Genomic DNA, 17,529 nt, shown 5'->3' with positions numbered 1-17,529 from the left:
CAGCCCGACCAGCAGCAAGAGCGCACCGCCGCCTGCCAGCATGGTCACCTGCGCCTTGGTCTGCGCCTTGAAGGCGGCCACCTCGGCGGCGCGTTTTTCCTCCGGCGTCGGCTCCTTCACCTCGGGCTTCTTCTGCGCCGCGATCGCCTGCACCTTGGGCGGTGGCGGCGGGAAGGTGATCTCGCCCTGATACGCCACGGTGGCGCCGCGGATCACGTCATCCTCCATGTCATGCACGATCTGCCCGTCCTTGCCCGGCGTCAGATCACTCATCATGTGGCGGATGTTGGTCGCATAGAGCGACGAGGCCTGCGCCGCCATGCGGCTGGGGAAATCGGTGTAGCCGATGATGGTGACGCCGTTGTCGGTGACGATCTTCTCGTCCGCGACGGTCAGCTTGCAGTTGCCGCCCTTCTCGGCCGCGAGATCCACGATCACCGAGCCCGGCTTCATCGCCGCGACCATATCCTCGGTCCACAGCTCCGGCGCTTCGCGGTTGGGGATCAGCGCAGTGGTGATGACGATGTCCATCTCCGGTGCCAGTTCGCGGAACTTGGCGAGCTGCGCTTCGCGGAATTCCGGGCTGGACACAGAGGCATAGCCGCCGGTGGCAGCCCCGTCCTGCTGCTCCTCCTCGAAATCGAGATAGACGAACTCGGCGCCCATCGATTCCACCTGTTCGGCCACCTCGGGACGCACGTCGAAGGCGTAAGTGACCGCGCCCAGCGAGGTCGCGGTGCCGATGGCGGCAAGGCCCGCAACACCCGCGCCCACCACCAGCACCTTGGCCGGCGGCACCTTGCCCGCGGCGGTGATCTGACCGGTGAAGAAGCGGCCGAAGTTGTTGCCCGCCTCGATCACCGCGCGGTAGCCCGCGATATTGGCCATCGATGACAGCGCGTCCATCTTCTGCGCGCGGCTGATCCGCGGCACCATTTCCATCGCGATGACATTGGCGCCCTTGGCCTTGGCGGCCTCCATGCCCGCCTCGTTCCCGGCGGGATTGAAGAAGGAGATCAGCATCTTGCCCTTGGTCAGCCGCTTCAGCTCGGTCTCATTGGGCTGGCGCACCTTGGCGATGATGTCGGCCGTCTTCCACAGCTGCGCCGCGGTCTTGACGATCTCGACGCCCGCCTCGGCATAGGCGGCATCCGAAAACCCCGCCGCCGCCCCGGCCCCGGTCTCAATCGCGCAAGCGTAGCCCAGCTTCTGCAACTGACGCGCAGAGTCCGGCGTCAGCGCAACCCGGTTCTCGCCCGGAAATGTCTCTTTTGGTGTCCCTAGTTTCATCTTTTCTTCCTTGCAGGAGTTACTCGGCGGTCCAGCCGCCGTCGATCAGCAAAGAGGTGCCGGTGACCAGCGCCGAAGCATCCGAGGCCAGGTAGACAACAGCGCCCATGATGTCCTCGACCTCTCCGACGCGGCCCAGCTTGATCTTGCCTTCAATCCATTGGCGGCGTTCGGGATCGGCCAGCGTCTGTTCTCCCAGCGGGGTGCGAATGAAGGTCGGGCAGATCGAGTTGATGCGGATCCGGTTCGGGCCCCACTCGATCGCCATCGCTTTGATCATGCCCTCCAGCGCATGTTTCGACGCGCAATAGACCGCGCGGACGATGCCGCCCACATGCCCCATCTGGCTGCTTAGGTGGATGATAGAACCCGGTTTGCCGACTGCCGTCATGCGGCGTGCCGCGGCGGTGGAGAGGAAATAGGCGGCGCGCAGGTTCAGCCCCATCACCGCGTCATAATCTTCAGGACTGGTGTCCAGCGCGGCACTGTGGCGGGCCATGCCGGCAGAGTTGACCACGACGTCATAGGCCTCGCGGGTCGCCAGCTCATCCGCAACTGCCTCCACGTCCGTCAGGTCCAGCGGCAGCGGCAGCGCGCTCAGCCCCTCTTCGGCAAGTGCTCCGCAGAGCGCGTCGAGCTGGTCGTTGCTGCGCGCAAGACAATGCACCTCTGCCCCGGCCCGCGCCAGAGCAGTGGCAGCCCCCAGACCGATCCCCGAAGTCGCGCCGGTCACCAGCGCGCGCTTCCCGTCCAGCCGCAGGCTTGGCGTTTGCGGTAGTTTCATCTGTCTCTCCGGTTGGCCGCCCCCGGTCTGGAGGCAGAACAGGCCGGACCCGGGCCTCGCGTGGCCTGGGTCCGGCAATGGCGGGAGCTGTTATTCCGCCGCTTCGCGCCAGGCGGCGGCACCGGCGTAGGGCACCTCCACACCGCCATAGCGGCGCACGCGGATGTTGCACTGTTCGGCGTGGCCGACAAAGCCCTCGAGCATGCAGAGGCGCGAGCCGTATTCGCCGATCATGGTGGCGGCCTCGTCGGTGGTGACCTTCTGATAGCTGTGTGTTTTCAGGAACTTGCCCACCCACAACCCGCCGGTGTAGCGACCTGCCTTCTTGGTCGGCAGGGTGTGGTTGGTGCCGATCACCTTGTCGCCGTTGGCGACATTGGTGCGGGGGCCGAGGAACAGCGCGCCGTAGCAGGTCATGTTTTCCAGGAACCAGTCGTCGCGGTCGGTCATCACCTGCACGTGCTCGGAGGCGATGTCATCGGCGACCTTCAGCATCTCGTCGTAGGTGTCGCAGACGATCACCTCGCCGTATTCCTCCCACGACACCTTGGCGGTGCCGGCGGTGGGCAGGATGCCCAGCAGACGGTCGATCTCGCTCAGCGTTTCCTCGGCCAGCTTGCGGGAGTTGGTGAGCAGCACGCAAGGCGAGTTGTAGCCGTGCTCGGCCTGGCCAAGGAGGTCGGTCGCGCAGAGTTCCGCGTCCGCGGCGGACTCGTCCGCGATCACCATGGTTTCGGTCGGGCCAGCGAAAAGGTCGATGCCGACGCGGCCGAACAGCTGGCGCTTGGCCTCCGCCACGAAGGCGTTACCGGGGCCGACCAGCATGTGCACCGGGTCGATGGTCTCGGTGCCGATGGCCATGGCGCCGATCGCCTGGATGCCGCCCATCACGTAGATCTCATGCGCGCCACCGAGTTGCATCGCGGCAATCACCGCGGCGTTCGGCTTGCCGTTGAAAGGCGGGGTGCAGGCGATGATGCGCGGCACGCCGGCGACCTTGGCGGTGGCCACCGACATATGCGCCGAGGCCACCATCGGGAACTTGCCGCCCGGCACGTAGCAGCCGACCGACTGCACAGGGATGTTCTTGTGGCCGAGGATCACGCCGGGCAGGGTTTCCACCTCGATGTCCAGCATCGAGTCGCGCTGCGCCTGGGCGAAGTTCATCACCTGCTCTTGCGCAAACTTGATGTCTGCCAGCTCGCGGTCGCTGAGCGAGGCGATCAGCTCGTCGATCTCCTGCTGGCTGAGGCGGAAGCTCTCCGGGCTGTAGTTGTCGAACTTCTCGCTCAGCTCGCGCACGGCGGCATCGCCGCGGGTTTCGATGTCTTTCAGCGTGGCTTCCACCACCGCACGGGTCTTGGCGTCGTCTTCGGCACGGTCCGCGTCAGACTTGCCGCGTTTCAGGTATTCGATGGTCATGGAAATCTCCTTTCAGAGCTTCGGAACTTGGCTTGGCAATGGTTTCTGAGATCCGCCGAGACGCTGCAATATTTTTCACCTCCGGTGAAAAGTTTTCATATTTAGGACTGGCAACACTGGCCCGGCGAGCGCTCGAGCAATAAGCGAAAGAACAAAGGCCGGGCGCGTCGCTACGCACCCGGCCTTTCTGTGATCGTCAGACGGCAGCGACTTGGGGCGACTGATCCAGCTGTCGGCGGGCAATCACCACCAGTGCAGTAAGGATCAGTGCGGCCGTGGCGGCGCTCCACCAGGGGCCGAGCAGTGCGAGGCCAGCGGGCAATGCCCACAGCAACCGCGAGGCACCGCCCCAAGGCAACCGTGCCCCGCCCAGAAGATGCGCGATGGCGACCGCAAAGACGATGCCCGACAGGGCGGCCAGAAGGATGCCTTCGGTTCCGCCGCCGCCCAGCATGCCGGGATAGGCCAGAAACAGCATCGGCAGCGCATAGGCGGTGGCACCCAACCGTAGTGTCTCCACCGCCACCTTGATCCAAGGCGCCTGGGCAATGGTTGCGGCCACAAAAACGCCCAGGCAAACTGGCGGCGTGATCACCGACAGCGCAGCGTAATACAGCACGAACATATGCACCACCAAGGGGTCGATGCCCTGCTGGATCAGCGCCGGCGCAAACACCGCGGCGACCATCACATAAGCCGCGGAGGTCGGCAGGCCCATCCCTGCGATCAGGCAGACCACCGCCATCAGCGCGGCGATCAGCCAGATGTTGCCCTGACCTATCGCCAGAACCGCCGAGGTGACGGCAACGCCAAAGCCGGTCAGGTTGATCATCGCCACGAACACCTGGGCGCCAACCAGCAGGATGCCGACGATGACCACGCCCTTGCCGCCAGCCTCCAGCGCGCGCAGGATGATCGAGATCACCTCGCGCGGGTTCTCGCCGTTGGCAATGCGCGCGACCAGCACCGCCGCCAGCATCGCCAGCATGCCGTAGCAGGCGGTCAGCTCAACCGAGTTGCCATTGATTACACCGAAACCCAAGCCGCCAAGCGCCGCCGCGATGGGGGCAAGGCGGGTGAAATTCATCGCGCCGCGCCAGTCCGGCAGGTCATCCGCGGTCACCGGGCGGAAACCCTGGCGCCGGGCGATCACATGCACGGTGGAATAGATGCCAAGATAGAACAGCAGCGCAGGTAGCACCCCGGCCAGCGCAATGGACCAGTAGTTCACGCCGACCAGTTCTGCCATCACAAAGGCGGCGGTGCCCATGATCGGCGGCGCCAGCTGGCCGCCGGTGGAGGCGATCGCCTCCACCGCGCCGGCATAGGCGGGCGGGTATTTCAGCCGCTTCATCAGCGGGATGGTGAAATTGCCGGTGGTCGCAACATTGGCCACGGTAGAGCCGTTGATGGCGCCGAAGAAACCGGACGCAAAGGTGGCAATCTTGGCCGCACCGCCGGGGCGCGAGCCGCCAAGACGGGCGGAGAGATCAAAGAAGGTCTCGCCCGCGCCGGTGTGTAGCAAGATCGCGCCGAACAGCACAAAGGCCGCCAGCGTGGTCGAGGCCACATTGACCAGCATCCCCCACAGCCCACGGTCCGACAAGAAGATGATCTCGCTGAGGTAGGCGCTGTCAAAACCGCGGTGGCCGAACTGGCCGGGGATCAGATAGCCGAGAAAGGCATAAGCCACTGCCAGCGCCACGATCATCGGGAACACCCAGTTCGAGGTGCGCCGTGCCAGCTCCAGCACGCTCGCCAGCGTGCCAAAGGCCATGATCATGTCCAACGGCCCCGCCCAGGGCAGGTCGGTCATGATCGTCTCGTAGTTCGAGATGATGTAGCAGCCGGAGACCGTCACCATGGCAACGATGGCGGTATCGATGAGGATGCCCAGCCAGCGCAGCCGCGTGCCGTGCCACAACGGGTGCATCAGCACCGCCAGTGCCGCGATGGTCATCACGAACAGCGCCCGCTGCACCAGCGATTCAAATGGTCCGTTGAAGGAAGTGTAGAAAACAAACAGGCCCAGCATCACGGACAGAACCGCAATGGCCTTCTGGCGCAGGGATGCAAGCAAGGGGAACGCAATCATGGCAAAATCTCAATCGGCTGCGGACTGTGCGGCCGACACCAGACAGGCACCGGCCGCAGCTGCGGGTTACTTCAGGTGGTCCGGCACGGTCAGGCCGATCTCTTCGTAATATCGCACGGCGCCGGGGTGCAGCGGGCTGGTGGCATATTGCAGGGTCAGCTCGGGCAGGTTCAGCCCTTTGACCGCCGGGAAAGCCGCGGCCTGCTCATCCATCGATTCCATCACCGCCTTGGTCAGGTCATAGGCGGTCTGCTCATCCATGTCGGGGCGTGCGGAGACGCCGATCATGAAACCCCAGGCGGTGTAGGGACCCGAGTTTTCCATCTCGCCGCCCGGCATTTCCACGATCGACAGTTCCGGCAGCTCGGCCCGGATCTTGTCTTCCTGCGCATCATCAATGCCCAGTACCTGCAGCGGGGTGAAGGCGGCGATGTCGGTGGTCAGCGCGTCAAACGAGGTGCCGACGGCGCTTTTGACGAACCCTTGCGAGCGGCCGTCCTTGATCGCGTTGGCCTGCTCGCCGTTGGTGCCGCGCACCCAGTCGGGTTCGATGTCGAGCAGCTTGAACACCTCCAGCGCAGTGGCCTCGGTGGAGGAGCCACGCATGCCGGGGCCAAACTTCCGCCCCGCCAGACCGGCGAGATCGGTGACACCGGAATCACGTCGCACCACCACGTTCTGCGGTGCCAGCGAATAGGCCCACAGCAGCTTGGATTCGACCGGGCGACCGTCAAACCCTTTCACGCCATTGTAGGCGTGATACAGCGTCGAGGTTGTCACCAGGCCAATGTCCAGTTGCCCGCGCGCCATCCGCTTGAGGTTGTCGACGGTGGCGCCGGTCTCCACCACCGACGCCTGGTAGGTTTCCGGATAGGTGTCGTTCACGATCTTCGCCAGCGACGCAAAATAGGCGTAATGAGCGCTTTGGGAATTGGTCGCGCCGAACGCCAGCCGGGTTTCAGCCGCGGCAAGACCGCCAGCAACGGCACCGGTCAGCGCCAGGGCCGCAGTCAGGGCAAGAGATTTGAGCTTCATGGAATATCCTCCCGATATTAAACGCGCTGAAAAAGCAGGCGTGTATCAGGAAGGGATGCGCAAATGCACGTCACCGCGCAATGGTTGCGATATTAAGTGAAATTTTTTCACTAAGCGCTGGCACGCTGCTTCAACTCTCCCGGCAGAATCCGGATGTCACCTTCAGCAGGATCGCTGCCGGGATCCGTCAGGATGTCGACCGCGAGGTTCAGCATTCGCCGGAGCGGCTGGCGCACGGTTGTCAACCGATACGCGTCCCAGGAGGCCATGGGGATATCGTCGAAACCGGCCACCGCGATATCTTCCGGCACCCGGATGCCCTGCATTCTGGCCGCATCCAGCAGCGCAATCGCCATGATGTCGTTGGCACAGAACACCGCCTCCGGCAGCGGTCGTTCGGCCAGCAGCATCTGCGCCGCCGCATGCGCCTGCCGATAGCTGTACCCCCCATCCAGCTCCACTGTCGGTCGCACGTCATTCGTTGCCAGATGGTCAGTAAACCCGCGCATCCTCTCGAGATGGGTCGAGGTGTCACGCTGACCGCCGATGAAGGCAATCCGACGGCGATCGCTGCGGAGGAAACGATCCGCAATCATCCGCGCGCCCCCATAGTTGTCACAGCACACGGCCTTCATGTGGCTATCCGACTGCACCCGGTTCAGCAGCACGGCCGGGATCCGGTTCTGTCGGCACTTCACCGCAAGTTTGGACCCCATCCGTGAACTGGCGAGGATCACACCTTCGGTCCGGTAATCCAGCACCTGTCGCATCACCAGGTCCACATCCTCCCCGGTGGGCACCGCATGCAGGATCAGGCGCAAACCTCGCTCGGACAGCAGCCGGGCCGCCTCGTCCACGGCGGTCGGATAGAACGGATTGCGCATGTCGCCGACCACCATGGCAATGGTGTTGCTGGACTGGGACGACAGAATATGATCGACGCGGCTGACGTACCCCAGCTTGGCCGCGGCGGCAAAAACCCGGCGCCGTTTGTCATCTGACAACGGCGCGTCCGCCCGGTAGGCCCGCGACACCGCTGATACCGATACGCCAGCGAGCGCCGCGACGTCCTTTGAGGTCACTTTCTTCATGTCGCGATCATAGATCGGAAATCGCCCGCATGTGCAATTCCCCGCATCGCGTTCGCCCGACCATCCTAGCCAGGTGAACCAGAGCGCGAAAAACTGTGAGACAGGGGCCAACGCCGCCGGGATCTCCTTCGCGATGTGACGAGCGGCGGGTGCGAGGTCATCCCCACCCCGGCATGAGTGCCCAACCTGCCGACCAAGATCCGTCGACGGCTCCGAGTGCTGGTGGCGAACACAGCAACGACTGAAATTTTTCACTCTCATTGCGCGATATTGCGGCGGCACGGGCGGTTTCCTAAGCAGGTCACCACCTACCGGCAGGCCCGGCGGCGCGGAGGTGCGCAGATAAGGATAGCAGGCCCTGCCCCGGCCCCGATCCACTGCCGTGACCTCCCCTTGCAGATGAAACGCGATAGCAGAGGCGCAGATGACACTGAACGCAACCTTCAAGACCCGGCTCGCAGGCCGTGAGCAGCTGCTCGGCCTGTTTGTGAAAACCCCGCACCCGATAATCACCGAGGTGCTGGGCCACGCTGGCGTCGATTTCGTTATCCTCGATGCCGAACACGCCCCCTTTGACCGCGCCGCGGTCGACACCTGCGCGATCGCGGCGCGTGCAACCGGCTGCCCGCTTCTCGTGCGAATTCCCAACGACAATCCCGACACCATTCTGGGCATGTTGGACTGTGGCATCTCGGGCATCGTGGTGCCGCATGTGAAATCGGCGCAACAGGCGGCGGAAATCGTACGCAACACCCGCTACGGCCAGGACCAGGGGCGCGGCTTTGCCGGTACCACCCGCGCCGCAGACTATGCCCGCCGCAGCCTGTCCGAGCATTTCGACCTCGCAAACCGCGAGGTCAGCGTGATCTGCCAGATCGAGGATCCCGAAGGCTATGACGCCTATGAAGACATCGCCGCAGTTGCCGGTGTCGATGCACTGTTCGTCGGCCGCGCCGACCTGGCGGTGTCCTATGGTGCCAATGATTTCCACGCGCCGGAGATCGGTCGGAAATGCGCCGAGGTGCTTGGTGCGAAAGACTCCGCCACTGGGCTCTACTGTGCCCCGGGCGAGGATATCAGCCGGTGGCGCGACGCCGGTGCCAGCCTGTTCGTGATCGGCTCCGAGCATTCCCTGATGATGCAAGGCATTGCCCGCATCCGGCAGGACTCTTTCGGCGGCTGATCACGCCATGCCGCCGCGCCCGACAGCGGTGCGGCGGCATGGTGCCTTGGATCGCGGCTACAAACGATCAGTTGCGTGGGACCTCTGCCATGCGGGCCAGGATGTCGACGCCCTGCTGCTTCCAGAAGTGCAAAAGGTCGATAAAGATCCAGTTCTCGGCCAACTTATCCCCCTGACGGCGATAGATGTCGATCACCCGGAACTCCCCGGCCTTGTCGGTTGCCGGCATCCCCATGAAGCCGCCGGTCGGACGGGCGGTGAAGTTCGGCCAGCCGAAGAAGCCGCCGAAATGGCCCTCGGCGAGGCGGCAGATGTGTTTCGTCTTGGATCGGTCTGTGAATCCGGCTCGGAAGGGCCCGGAGTGCTGCTTGGCATACCGTTCAATGGTGTAGGTGGCGCCGATCCCGGCCGGTCCCCACCAAATCATGTCTTCTGCCCAGGTCTGACGTAGCTCGTCCTCAAGCGACAGCCCGCTGTTCCACTGGCCCAGGTCGGAGATCATCGCATTGATCGTCGCAAGCGTCTTTTCCCCCTCTTCCCGCGGCTGCGGGTCGTACATGAGGCCATCATGGGTCATCGGGCCGGGTTGCACGAGATGCGCGGCGGTCTGCGGCGGAAATGGCTGCAACCCTGCCTGCATCATCAGATGCGGGATGTCGAAATACATCGCCGTCTCGGTGATCTTGCCATCTTCGACGCGATTGAACTCGCAGTACCGCAGGAATGCCATCTTGCCGGTGGGGGCGATCCCCAACCAGGACGCGTCGAACAACCCCAACAAGTGGCCCATCGACACAACCCAGGTTGAGGCAAACCCGTCCATCTCGTTCAAGCCGGCAAAGAACACGTCTTCGCGCCGCTGCAGGTGACGCAAAGCCTTGTGCAGGGGCGTCCAGAACACTTCGGCAACCGCCTCCGCGCCCTGCTGTTCATTGAAGGGATGGTACCCCCGCCAGATGTGATTCGAGGCATAATGACGCGACAGAACCTCGGCCGCGCCCTCTCCGCCCGTCGCGTCGAGTTGGGCGTAAAGCTCCCTGACAACTTGTTTTTCCGATGAAAAATCCGGCATTCCAAACGCTCCCTGCATACGTGTGCAAAAAAGTCTTGCCAAAAACTTTGCCCCGAGTCTACCTTATTTGCAATCGTATGCAAAAGCGGCTGACAGCAGCCGGCAGGGAGACGTCATGGCCGAGATTCAACTGCGCAATGTGGGCAAACGCTGGGGGTCGTTCGTCGGTGTCGACAATTTCGACCTCACCATCGCGGACAAGGAATTTCTGGTGCTGTTGGGGCCTTCGGGCTGCGGCAAGACCACCACAATGCGGATGATTGCCGGGCTGGAAGAGGCCAGCGAAGGCGACATTCTGATCGACGGGCAGCGCGTCAACGACATGGAACCCAAGGACCGCGACGTGGCGATGGTGTTCCAGTCCTACGCGCTTTATCCGAACATGAATGTCTACGAGAACATCCGCTTCCCGCTGAAGGTACGGGGCATCGACCCCAAGACCCACGACGAGAAGGTCCGCCGTGCCTCGGCGATGGTCGAACTCGACGACTTCCTGCACCGCAAGCCGGCCGAATTGTCCGGCGGTCAGCGCCAGCGCGTCGCCCTGGCCCGTGCCATCGTGCGCGAGCCCAACGTCTTCCTGATGGACGAGCCGCTGTCGAACCTCGACGCCAAGCTGCGCGTCTCCACCCGCGCCCAGATCAAGAACCTCAGCCACGAGCTGGCGGTGACCACCATCTACGTGACCCACGACCAGATCGAGGCGATGACGCTGGCCGACCGCGTGGTGGTGATGAAAAAGGGCGTGGTGCAACAGGTCGGCAGCCCGACCGAAATCTACGACCGTCCCGCAAATACCTTCGTCGCCAGCTTCATCGGCAACCCGGCGATGAACCTGATGGAGGGCGAGGTCGAGGGCGGTACCTTCCGCGCCAAGAACGTCGAGATCTCCGGCTTGAGCGCCCCCAACGGCCCGCTGACCCTTGGCTTCCGCGCCGAAGATGCCGGCATCGCAGAGCCGGGCCACGGCCAGATCAACGCGCCGATCTACACGATGGAGCTGCTGGGCGACGCCACCATGATCTCGGTCCGCGTCGGCGGCGCGCTGATCTCGGTCAAGGCGGACAAGACCTTCCGCGCCGAGATCGGCGAGATGGTGTCAATCGCCGTTCCGCAACACATCTGCCACCTCTTCGACGGACAAACCGGCGCGCGGATCGGAGGCTGATCCGCGCGGCACAGAAGGCACAAATGCCCCAGCCCAAGCCTCGGTAAAGCAAATGCCAACAGGGAGATTACCATGCTATTGAAAAGACTTGCCACAGCGTCACTATTTGCCGGACTGATGAGCTCGGCCGCCTTTGCCGCCGATTGCGGCCCCGAGGGGCAGTCGATCCGCATTCTGGCCAGCGACTTCCCCGCGATTCATGCGGTGGTTGAAGCTGCGCAAGCGAATTGTGCCGCCGCTGCTGCCGAATTCACCGTCAACCACACCACCGAAGCGCGTCAGATCATGAACGCGGCGCTGACGCCGAACCCGGCGGAATACACCTCGGTGATCCTCGCCAACGCGACCCTGACCCAGCTGATGAACGACGGGCTGGTGCGGCCGCTGAACGATCTGGTTGAGAAGTACAAGGACAGCATCCCGCCGAACGTACTGATCACCATCGACGGCAAGGTGATGGCGGTCGCCTTCATGGCCAACTCGCAGCACCTGTTCTCGCGCAAGGACATCCTCGAGGAGGCCGGTGTCGAAGGCATCCCCGCATCTTATGAGGAAGTGCTGGAAGCGGCGGAGAAGATCCGCGCTGCGGGCATCATGGAACACCCCCTGGTGATGAACCTGCAAACCGGCTGGAATGTCGGCGAAGTCTTCAACATGATCTATCTGGGCCACGGCGGTGAGTTCTTCGCGCCCGGCTCTGCCGAGCCTTCGATCAACAACGAAAAAGGCATCGCCACGCTCAACACCATGAAGGCGCTGGTGGAATACGCCCACCCGGACCACCTGACCCATGCCTCCAACGAGACCCAGGGCCTGTGGGAATCCGGCCAGGCGGCACTGGCGATCATGTGGGGCTCGCGCGGCGCGCCGATCCTGGATGACGAAGGCTCCACCGAAGAAGTGACCTCGAATACGGTTCTGTCGGCAGCTCCCACCGTCGGCGGTGGCTCGACGCCCGCGGCCACCCTGTGGTGGGACGGCATCTCGATCGCAGCCAATATCCCGGATGCAGACGCCGAGGCCACCTTCGCGGCCCTCATCAGCGGTCTCAACCCGGAAATGGTGGCGGCCAACAACGACGATGCGGTCTGGCTGCTGCCCGGCTTTGAGCCCGGCCCTGCCGCCGCAGGTGTCGCGGCGACCGCGCAGGGCGGTGCGCGCCCCTACCCGATGATCCCGCAGATGGGCCTGCTGCACGCAGCGCTCGGTTCGGAACTGACCGACTTCCTGAAAGGCGGCGAAAGCGCCGAACAGGCGCTGGCAGATGTCGAGACCGCCTATCGGACCTCGGCCAAGGAAGCCGGTTTCCTCAAGTAAACCTCCCCGACTGGAGGGGGCTCCGGCCCCCTCACCTTTTCCGGACAGAAGACTGAGACGCACGCCATGAAGCACCGCACCTTTTTCTGGTTCATCCTGCCGACGCTATCCGCGATGATCCTCTTCATCGCACTGCCCATCGTCTCGGTTTTCATCCAGTCCTTGTTCGTCGAGCACGAACAGGTCCTGGTGGTCTCCGAGAGCTGCGGCCCGTTCGGCTGCTCTCCCACCACCACAGTGGACGTCGCAGCCACCGAGAAACTGCGGCAGGAACAGCCGCTGGGCCAGTTCAACGGGCTCGGCACCTACATCAACCGCTCGCATCTGGCCTTTGCCGAGGTTGGCGAAGCCTGGCGGACAACCGAAACCTTCGGCGCCTTCTGGAAACAGGTTTCCAACCTGCCCTTCTACCGCGCGCTGATCTTTACGCTGACCTATACGGCCGTCGTCACGCCGGTGGTGATCGCCCTTGGCCTCGCGATTGCAGTGGGGGTGAACAACCTGCCCCGCATGCTCAAAGGGCCGTCGATCTTCATCTCGCTGCTGCCGTTCCTGGTGACCCCGCTGGTCGGCTCGCTGATCCTGTTCTGGATGGTCGACAGCGACGGCGTGATCGGTGCCACCATCCAACGGGTGTTCAACGACCCGTCGCTCAGCCTCAAGGCCTCCACCACGCTGACCTGGACCATGCTGATCGTCTACGGCATCTGGCACACCCTGCCGTTCAGCTTCATCACCTTCTACGCCGGGCTGCAGACCGTGCCCGAGGACACCATGGAAGCGGCGATGATCGACGGCGCCTCCAAATGGCAGCGCATGATCCACGTGATCGTACCGCACCTGTCGCCGCTGATGGCCTTCGTGACGCTGATGCTGCTGATGGACAACTTCCGCGTTTTTGAGCCGATCGTCAGCTTCAAGGCCGAGGCGCACGCAACCTCGCTCAGCTGGATCATCTACAACGACCTGCGCGAAAGCGGCAATCCGCTCTACGGCTCGGCCGGGGCAACCTCGATGATGACCATCATCGGCGTGGTGATCCTGCTGACCCCGGTGCTGATCCGCACCTGGCGCGACTTCTCCCGCAAAGCACACTGAGGGCACGAACATGGCAACCAAGGCACAATCCTCCATCGCAGTCCCGGCAGTGAACCCCAAGTCCCGCTCCCGCGTCTCGCTGCTCACGGTGGTTTCCCTGGCGCTGGTGGCGCTGTGGCTGATCATCGCCGCCTTCCCTTTCTTCTGGACCTTCTGGGGAAGCTTCAAGGTGCAGTCGGACTTCTTCTCCAAGACCGACTGGCAGAACGCCATCTACGGGGTCAACACGATCCAGCAGACCGGCAGCGCCTTCACGCTCGATGGCTACCGCGGCGCCTGGGTGGAAGAGGAATTCTGGCGCAATGTCATCAACTCCGGCATCGTGGTGTTCTTCACCGTGGTGATCTCGCTCACCTTCGGCACGCTTGGCGGCTACGCGCTCGCTCGTTCGGGACGCCGCTATGCCTTCTGGCTCCTGATGGCCGCGCTGGTGTTCCGCGCCATGCCGCATATCACCCTGGTCTCGGGCTACCTGCTGCCGTTCTTTGAATGGAACATCTGGGGCATCCTGCCGACCACCATCATCGTGCTTGTGGCGATCAACCAGCCCTTCACCCTGTGGATGCTGCACTCCTTCTTCCTCAACATCCCCAAGGACATGGACGAAAGCGCCATGGTCGACGGCTGCACCCGCTTCCAGGCCTTTCGCCACGTGATCATCCCGGTGATGTGGCCCGGCGTCATCACCACCGGCCTGTTCAGCTTCCTTCTGGCCTACAACGACTTTGCGGTGACCGCGATGCTCCTGAGCTCCGAGAATGAGACCATCATTCCCGCGATCAACAGCTTCCTCGGCACCACCCAGGTCGAAGGCAAGGTGATGTACGCCGTCGCCGCCGTGGTCTCCGCCACTGCCCCGCTGTTCGTGCTGATCCTGTTCTTCCAGCGCCAGATCGTCAGCGGCCTCACCGCCGGCGCGGTGAAGGGCTGATGAGCAGCGCCGCAAGACATAACGCCGTTGGGCGCCACCCGGCGCTCAACCGGATGCCAAGGGATTTTTTGACGGACGGTCGTCTCCTCCCCGTCTGACCACATCATCCCTTGGCAACAAATTGAAGGAATAGAGCATGAAAGGCTCCCGCCCCGAACAAGCCGTGCTGACCAAAGACACGGACCTGAGCAAGACCGAAGAAACCCGCCGCGTGATCGAGAACATGGTGGACGGGCTGAACGACCACCGGATCAGCGACATCGGCGAGTTCTTTGCCGAAGGCTTCCGCTGGATGGGCAACCAGGGCTGCGGCACCAAGAACGGGCTGAAGGAATTCCAGGACAACTGGCAGCGCCCCTTCCAGGCCGCCTTCTCCGACAAGGTCTGCATCGACGAGGCCCGCCTCTACATGGGCGAATGGGCTGCCGCCTTCGGCCGCCAGGAAGCCACCCATTCCGGCACTTTCCTCGGCATCGAACCCACCGGCAAGCGGGTCGAGATCCGCTACATGGACTTCTGGAAAGTCGTCGACGGCAAGATCGTGGACAACTGGGTGAACGTCGATTTCGCCCATGTCGCCGCACAGCTCGGCGTTGACCTGTTCAACGGCGAAGGCTGGGAAGCATTTGACCGCGGGGAAAAAACGCCTCCGCGCCCCGCAAACTAAGGACGACAGGATGACCATCGAATACCTGAAACGCGGCAAGTCTGACGCGGACCGTGCCGAAGACGACGCCAAGACCCGTGCTGTGGTGGAAGCCACGCTGAAGGACATCGAAACCCGCGGCGACGCCGCCGTGCGCGAGCTGAGCGAGAAGTTCGACAACTACAGCCCGGAAAGCTTCCGCCTCAGCCAGCAGGAGATCGACGAGCTGATCGCCTCGCTCAGCGACCGCGAGCTGGCCGACATCAAGTTTGCGCAAGAGCAGGTGATGAACTTCGCCCAGGCGCAGCGCGACTCGATGCTGGACATCGAGGTGGAGACCCTGCCCGGCGTGATCCTCGGCCACAAGAACATCCCCGTGCAGTCGGTCGGCTGCTACGTGCCCGGCGGCAAGTTCCCGATGGTGGCTTCGGCGCATATGTCGGTGGCCACGGCATCGGTCGCGGGCGTGCCGCGCATCATCGCCTGCACCCCGCCTTTCAACGGCAAGCCCAATGCCGCGGTGATTGCCGCGATGCACCTCGGTGGCGCGCATGAGATCTACGTGATGGGCGGCATCCAGGCGATCGGCGCCATGGCCATCGGCACCGAGACCATCGACCCCGTCCACATGCTGGTCGGCCCCGGTAACGCCTTCGTGGCGGAGGCCAAGCGCCAACTCTTCGGCCGCGTCGGTATCGACCTTTTTGCAGGCCCGACCGAGACCATGGTGATCGCGGACGAGACCGCCGCGGATGCGGAACTCTGCGCCACCGACCTCCTGGGCCAGGCCGAGCACGGCTACAACTCCCCCTGCGTGCTGCTCACGAACTCCCGCAAACTGGCCAAGGAAACGCTGAGCGAGATCGACCGCCTGTTGGGTATCCTGCCGACCGCCGGCACCGCCAAGGTGTCCTGGGAGGAATACGGCGAGGTGATCGTCTGCGACACCTACGACGAGATGCTGAAGGTCGCCGATGACATCGCCTCCGAGCACGTGCAGGTGATGACCGACCGCGACGACTGGTTCCTTGAACACATGACCTGCTACGGCGCGCTGTTCCTCGGCCCCCGCACCAACGTCGCCAATGGGGACAAGGTGATCGGCACCAACCACACCCTGCCGACCAAGAAGGCAGGTCGCTACACCGGCGGTCTCTGGGTGGGCAAGTTCCTGAAAACCCACAGCTATCAAAAAGTCACCACGGACGAGGCCGCGACCATGATCGGCGAATACGGCTCGCGGCTGTGCATTCTGGAAGGCTTCGTTGGCCATGCCGAACAATGCAATATCCGTGTCCGCCGTTATGGCGGCAAGAACGTGGCTTACGGAGAGGCAGCAGAATGACGACCGACGTCCACACCCGGAACAAGGCCCTGATCGCGCCGATGCGCGAGGCGATGCGCGACTTCAGCGAGAAAGGCGTGCGCGCCGCGCTGGAAGAGCTGATCGCGCCCGACGCAGTGGTGCATATGTGCCACCCCTTCGGCGACCTGACCGGCCCGGCAGAACTGTATGACACCTGCTATGCGCCGCTCCTGCAGTCCATGCCGGACCTCGAGCGCCGCGACTGGATCGTCATGGGCGGGCGCACCGAGCATGGCGGCGACTGGATCGGCTGCGGCGGCCACTACTACGGCACCTTCGTGCGGCCGTGGCTGGACATCCCGCCGACCGGGCACCTGACCCACATGCGGTTCCACGAGTTCTACCGGTTCGAGGAAGGCCGCGTGGTGGAGATCCAGACCATCTGGGACATCCCCGAGGTGATGATGCAGGCGAATGCCTGGCCGATGGCGCCCTCACTCGGCCTCGAGTTCTGCATCCCCGGCCCGGCCACGCATGACGGCATCGTGCCGGGCCCCTGGGACGAGAAGAAATCCCAGGCCTCCTGCGCGCATATCGTCGAGATGCTCAATCACCTGAAGAAACACCCGAGCCAGGGTGGCCCGGAGGTGATGGAGATGCCGAAGTTCTGGCACGAACGGATGAACTGGTACGGTCCTGCAGGCATCGGCACCGGCCGTGGCATCGCGGGCTTCCGCAACTGGCACCAGATCCCGTTCCTGAACGGCATGCCCGACCGCGGCCAATATCTGGACGAAATCACCTACCACTTCTTTGGCGATGGCGAATATGCGGCCGTGACCGGCTGGCCCAACATGATCCAGACCGTCACCCATGACGGCTGGATGGGTATTGCACCGTCGGGCAAACGCATCACCATGCGCTCGCTGGACTTCTGGCGACTGGAGAATGGCAAGATCCGCGAAAACTGGGTCACGGTGGACATTCTGGACGCCTACCGCCAGTTGGGCGTAGATGTCTTCGCCCGCCTGCGCGAGTTCAACAAGGCCCGCGTGGCTGGCGAGATCCCCTTCCCTGTCAGCGAGGTTTGA

15 protein-coding genes (1 of these 15 only partly in view) are annotated in these 17,529 nt (G+C 63.6%); 8 read left to right on the top strand and 7 right to left on the bottom strand.

The annotated features are described in order from the left end of the window. From ACZ52D_RS18190 to ACZ52D_RS18165, 6 genes are all read right to left on the bottom strand, one after another. Positions 1–1,290: the 5' portion of a Re/Si-specific NAD(P)(+) transhydrogenase subunit alpha gene (locus ACZ52D_RS18190; protein WP_464443246.1), read on the bottom strand. Its footprint begins 282 nt before the window's first position; the window shows 1,290 of its 1,572 coding nt (coding positions 1–1,290); it begins with the start codon at positions 1,288–1,290; its stop codon lies off the left edge, out of view. Between the two features lie 19 nt (positions 1,291–1,309). Next, positions 1,310–2,074 carry an SDR family NAD(P)-dependent oxidoreductase gene (locus ACZ52D_RS18185; protein ID WP_464443244.1) on the bottom strand — a complete coding sequence of 255 codons (765 nt, stop codon included), beginning with the start codon at positions 2,072–2,074 and terminating at the stop codon, positions 1,310–1,312. Positions 2,075–2,164: 90 nt separating this feature from the next. After that, a complete protein-coding gene (gene hisD, locus ACZ52D_RS18180) occupies positions 2,165–3,496 on the bottom strand; it encodes a histidinol dehydrogenase (RefSeq protein WP_222455437.1) in 1,332 nt (443 codons plus the stop codon). Between the two features lie 196 nt (positions 3,497–3,692). Then, positions 3,693–5,591 carry a TRAP transporter permease gene (locus tag ACZ52D_RS18175; protein WP_222455438.1) on the bottom strand — a complete coding sequence of 633 codons (1,899 nt, stop codon included), beginning with the start codon at positions 5,589–5,591 and terminating at the stop codon, positions 3,693–3,695. A gap of 66 nt (positions 5,592–5,657) precedes the next feature. Then, the gene (locus tag ACZ52D_RS18170) at positions 5,658–6,626 is read right to left on the bottom strand and encodes a TAXI family TRAP transporter solute-binding subunit (RefSeq protein WP_464443243.1); all 969 of its coding nucleotides are present in this window, start codon (positions 6,624–6,626) and stop codon (positions 5,658–5,660) included. 110 nt (positions 6,627–6,736) lie between these two features. Continuing rightward, the gene (locus ACZ52D_RS18165) at positions 6,737–7,717 is read right to left on the bottom strand and encodes a LacI family DNA-binding transcriptional regulator (RefSeq protein WP_222455440.1); all 981 of its coding nucleotides are present in this window, start codon (positions 7,715–7,717) and stop codon (positions 6,737–6,739) included. Between the two features lie 424 nt (positions 7,718–8,141). Here ACZ52D_RS18165 and ACZ52D_RS18160 point away from each other — a divergent pair, with 424 nt between their 5' ends. After that, positions 8,142–8,900 (top strand): HpcH/HpaI aldolase family protein, encoded by a 759-nt coding sequence (locus ACZ52D_RS18160; protein ID WP_464443242.1) that lies wholly within the window; start codon positions 8,142–8,144, stop codon positions 8,898–8,900. 67 nt (positions 8,901–8,967) lie between these two features. On the opposite strand, the gene ACZ52D_RS18155 is transcribed toward ACZ52D_RS18160, so the two are convergent. Next, a complete protein-coding gene (locus ACZ52D_RS18155; protein WP_464443241.1) occupies positions 8,968–9,972 on the bottom strand; it encodes an ester cyclase in 1,005 nt (334 codons plus the stop codon). 115 nt (positions 9,973–10,087) lie between these two features. Between ACZ52D_RS18155 and ACZ52D_RS18150 the strand changes: the two genes are divergently transcribed. From ACZ52D_RS18150 to ACZ52D_RS18120, 7 genes are all read left to right on the top strand, one after another. Continuing rightward, complete coding sequence (locus ACZ52D_RS18150; protein ID WP_464443240.1) at positions 10,088–11,140, top strand: ABC transporter ATP-binding protein; 1,053 nt, start codon at positions 10,088–10,090, stop codon at positions 11,138–11,140. A 72-nt stretch (positions 11,141–11,212) separates the two neighbouring features. Continuing rightward, entirely contained in the window at positions 11,213–12,457 is a 1,245-nt protein-coding gene (locus ACZ52D_RS18145; protein WP_464443239.1) for an ABC transporter substrate-binding protein, read from the top strand. 66 nt (positions 12,458–12,523) lie between these two features. Further along, positions 12,524–13,555: a carbohydrate ABC transporter permease gene (locus tag ACZ52D_RS18140; RefSeq protein ID WP_369925613.1), complete on the top strand. Its 1,032-nt coding sequence runs from the start codon at positions 12,524–12,526 to the stop codon at positions 13,553–13,555. Between the two features lie 10 nt (positions 13,556–13,565). Next, positions 13,566–14,486 (top strand): carbohydrate ABC transporter permease, encoded by a 921-nt coding sequence (locus tag ACZ52D_RS18135; protein WP_222455446.1) that lies wholly within the window; start codon positions 13,566–13,568, stop codon positions 14,484–14,486. 136 nt (positions 14,487–14,622) lie between these two features. Further along, a complete protein-coding gene (locus ACZ52D_RS18130) occupies positions 14,623–15,153 on the top strand; it encodes an ester cyclase (RefSeq protein ID WP_464443238.1) in 531 nt (176 codons plus the stop codon). Positions 15,154–15,163: 10 nt separating this feature from the next. After that, a complete protein-coding gene (gene hisD / locus ACZ52D_RS18125; protein WP_464443237.1) occupies positions 15,164–16,477 on the top strand; it encodes a histidinol dehydrogenase in 1,314 nt (437 codons plus the stop codon). After that, the gene (locus ACZ52D_RS18120) at positions 16,474–17,529 is read left to right on the top strand and encodes an ester cyclase (RefSeq protein WP_464443236.1); all 1,056 of its coding nucleotides are present in this window, start codon (positions 16,474–16,476) and stop codon (positions 17,527–17,529) included. The genes hisD (ACZ52D_RS18125) and ACZ52D_RS18120 overlap by 4 nt, the downstream gene beginning before the upstream one ends.

The sequence above is a fragment of the Leisingera sp. S2M4 genome (assembly GCF_055398055.1).
The sequence above is the reverse complement of the archived record's forward strand: the minus strand, read 5'-3'. Positions and strand labels throughout refer to the sequence as shown.

What these genes read in the sequence shown, in the direction of transcription:
- ACZ52D_RS18155 (WP_464443241.1), bottom strand. Translation starts at nt 9,972, where the DNA reads ATGCCGGATTTTTCATCGGAAAAACAAGTTGTCAGGGAGCTTTACGCC.
- hisD (WP_464443237.1), top strand. Translation starts at nt 15,164, where the DNA reads ATGACCATCGAATACCTGAAACGCGGCAAGTCTGACGCGGACCGTGCC.
- hisD (WP_222455437.1), bottom strand. Translation starts at nt 3,496, where the DNA reads ATGACCATCGAATACCTGAAACGCGGCAAGTCTGACGCGGACCGTGCC.
- ACZ52D_RS18120 (WP_464443236.1), top strand. Translation starts at nt 16,474, where the DNA reads ATGACGACCGACGTCCACACCCGGAACAAGGCCCTGATCGCGCCGATG.
- ACZ52D_RS18165 (WP_222455440.1), bottom strand. Translation starts at nt 7,717, where the DNA reads ATGAAGAAAGTGACCTCAAAGGACGTCGCGGCGCTCGCTGGCGTATCG.
- ACZ52D_RS18135 (WP_222455446.1), top strand. Translation starts at nt 13,566, where the DNA reads ATGGCAACCAAGGCACAATCCTCCATCGCAGTCCCGGCAGTGAACCCC.
- ACZ52D_RS18140 (WP_369925613.1), top strand. Translation starts at nt 12,524, where the DNA reads ATGAAGCACCGCACCTTTTTCTGGTTCATCCTGCCGACGCTATCCGCG.
- ACZ52D_RS18160 (WP_464443242.1), top strand. Translation starts at nt 8,142, where the DNA reads ATGACACTGAACGCAACCTTCAAGACCCGGCTCGCAGGCCGTGAGCAG.
- ACZ52D_RS18185 (WP_464443244.1), bottom strand. Translation starts at nt 2,074, where the DNA reads ATGAAACTACCGCAAACGCCAAGCCTGCGGCTGGACGGGAAGCGCGCG.
- ACZ52D_RS18150 (WP_464443240.1), top strand. Translation starts at nt 10,088, where the DNA reads ATGGCCGAGATTCAACTGCGCAATGTGGGCAAACGCTGGGGGTCGTTC.
- ACZ52D_RS18130 (WP_464443238.1), top strand. Translation starts at nt 14,623, where the DNA reads ATGAAAGGCTCCCGCCCCGAACAAGCCGTGCTGACCAAAGACACGGAC.
- ACZ52D_RS18170 (WP_464443243.1), bottom strand. Translation starts at nt 6,626, where the DNA reads ATGAAGCTCAAATCTCTTGCCCTGACTGCGGCCCTGGCGCTGACCGGT.
- ACZ52D_RS18145 (WP_464443239.1), top strand. Translation starts at nt 11,213, where the DNA reads ATGCTATTGAAAAGACTTGCCACAGCGTCACTATTTGCCGGACTGATG.
- ACZ52D_RS18175 (WP_222455438.1), bottom strand. Translation starts at nt 5,591, where the DNA reads ATGATTGCGTTCCCCTTGCTTGCATCCCTGCGCCAGAAGGCCATTGCG.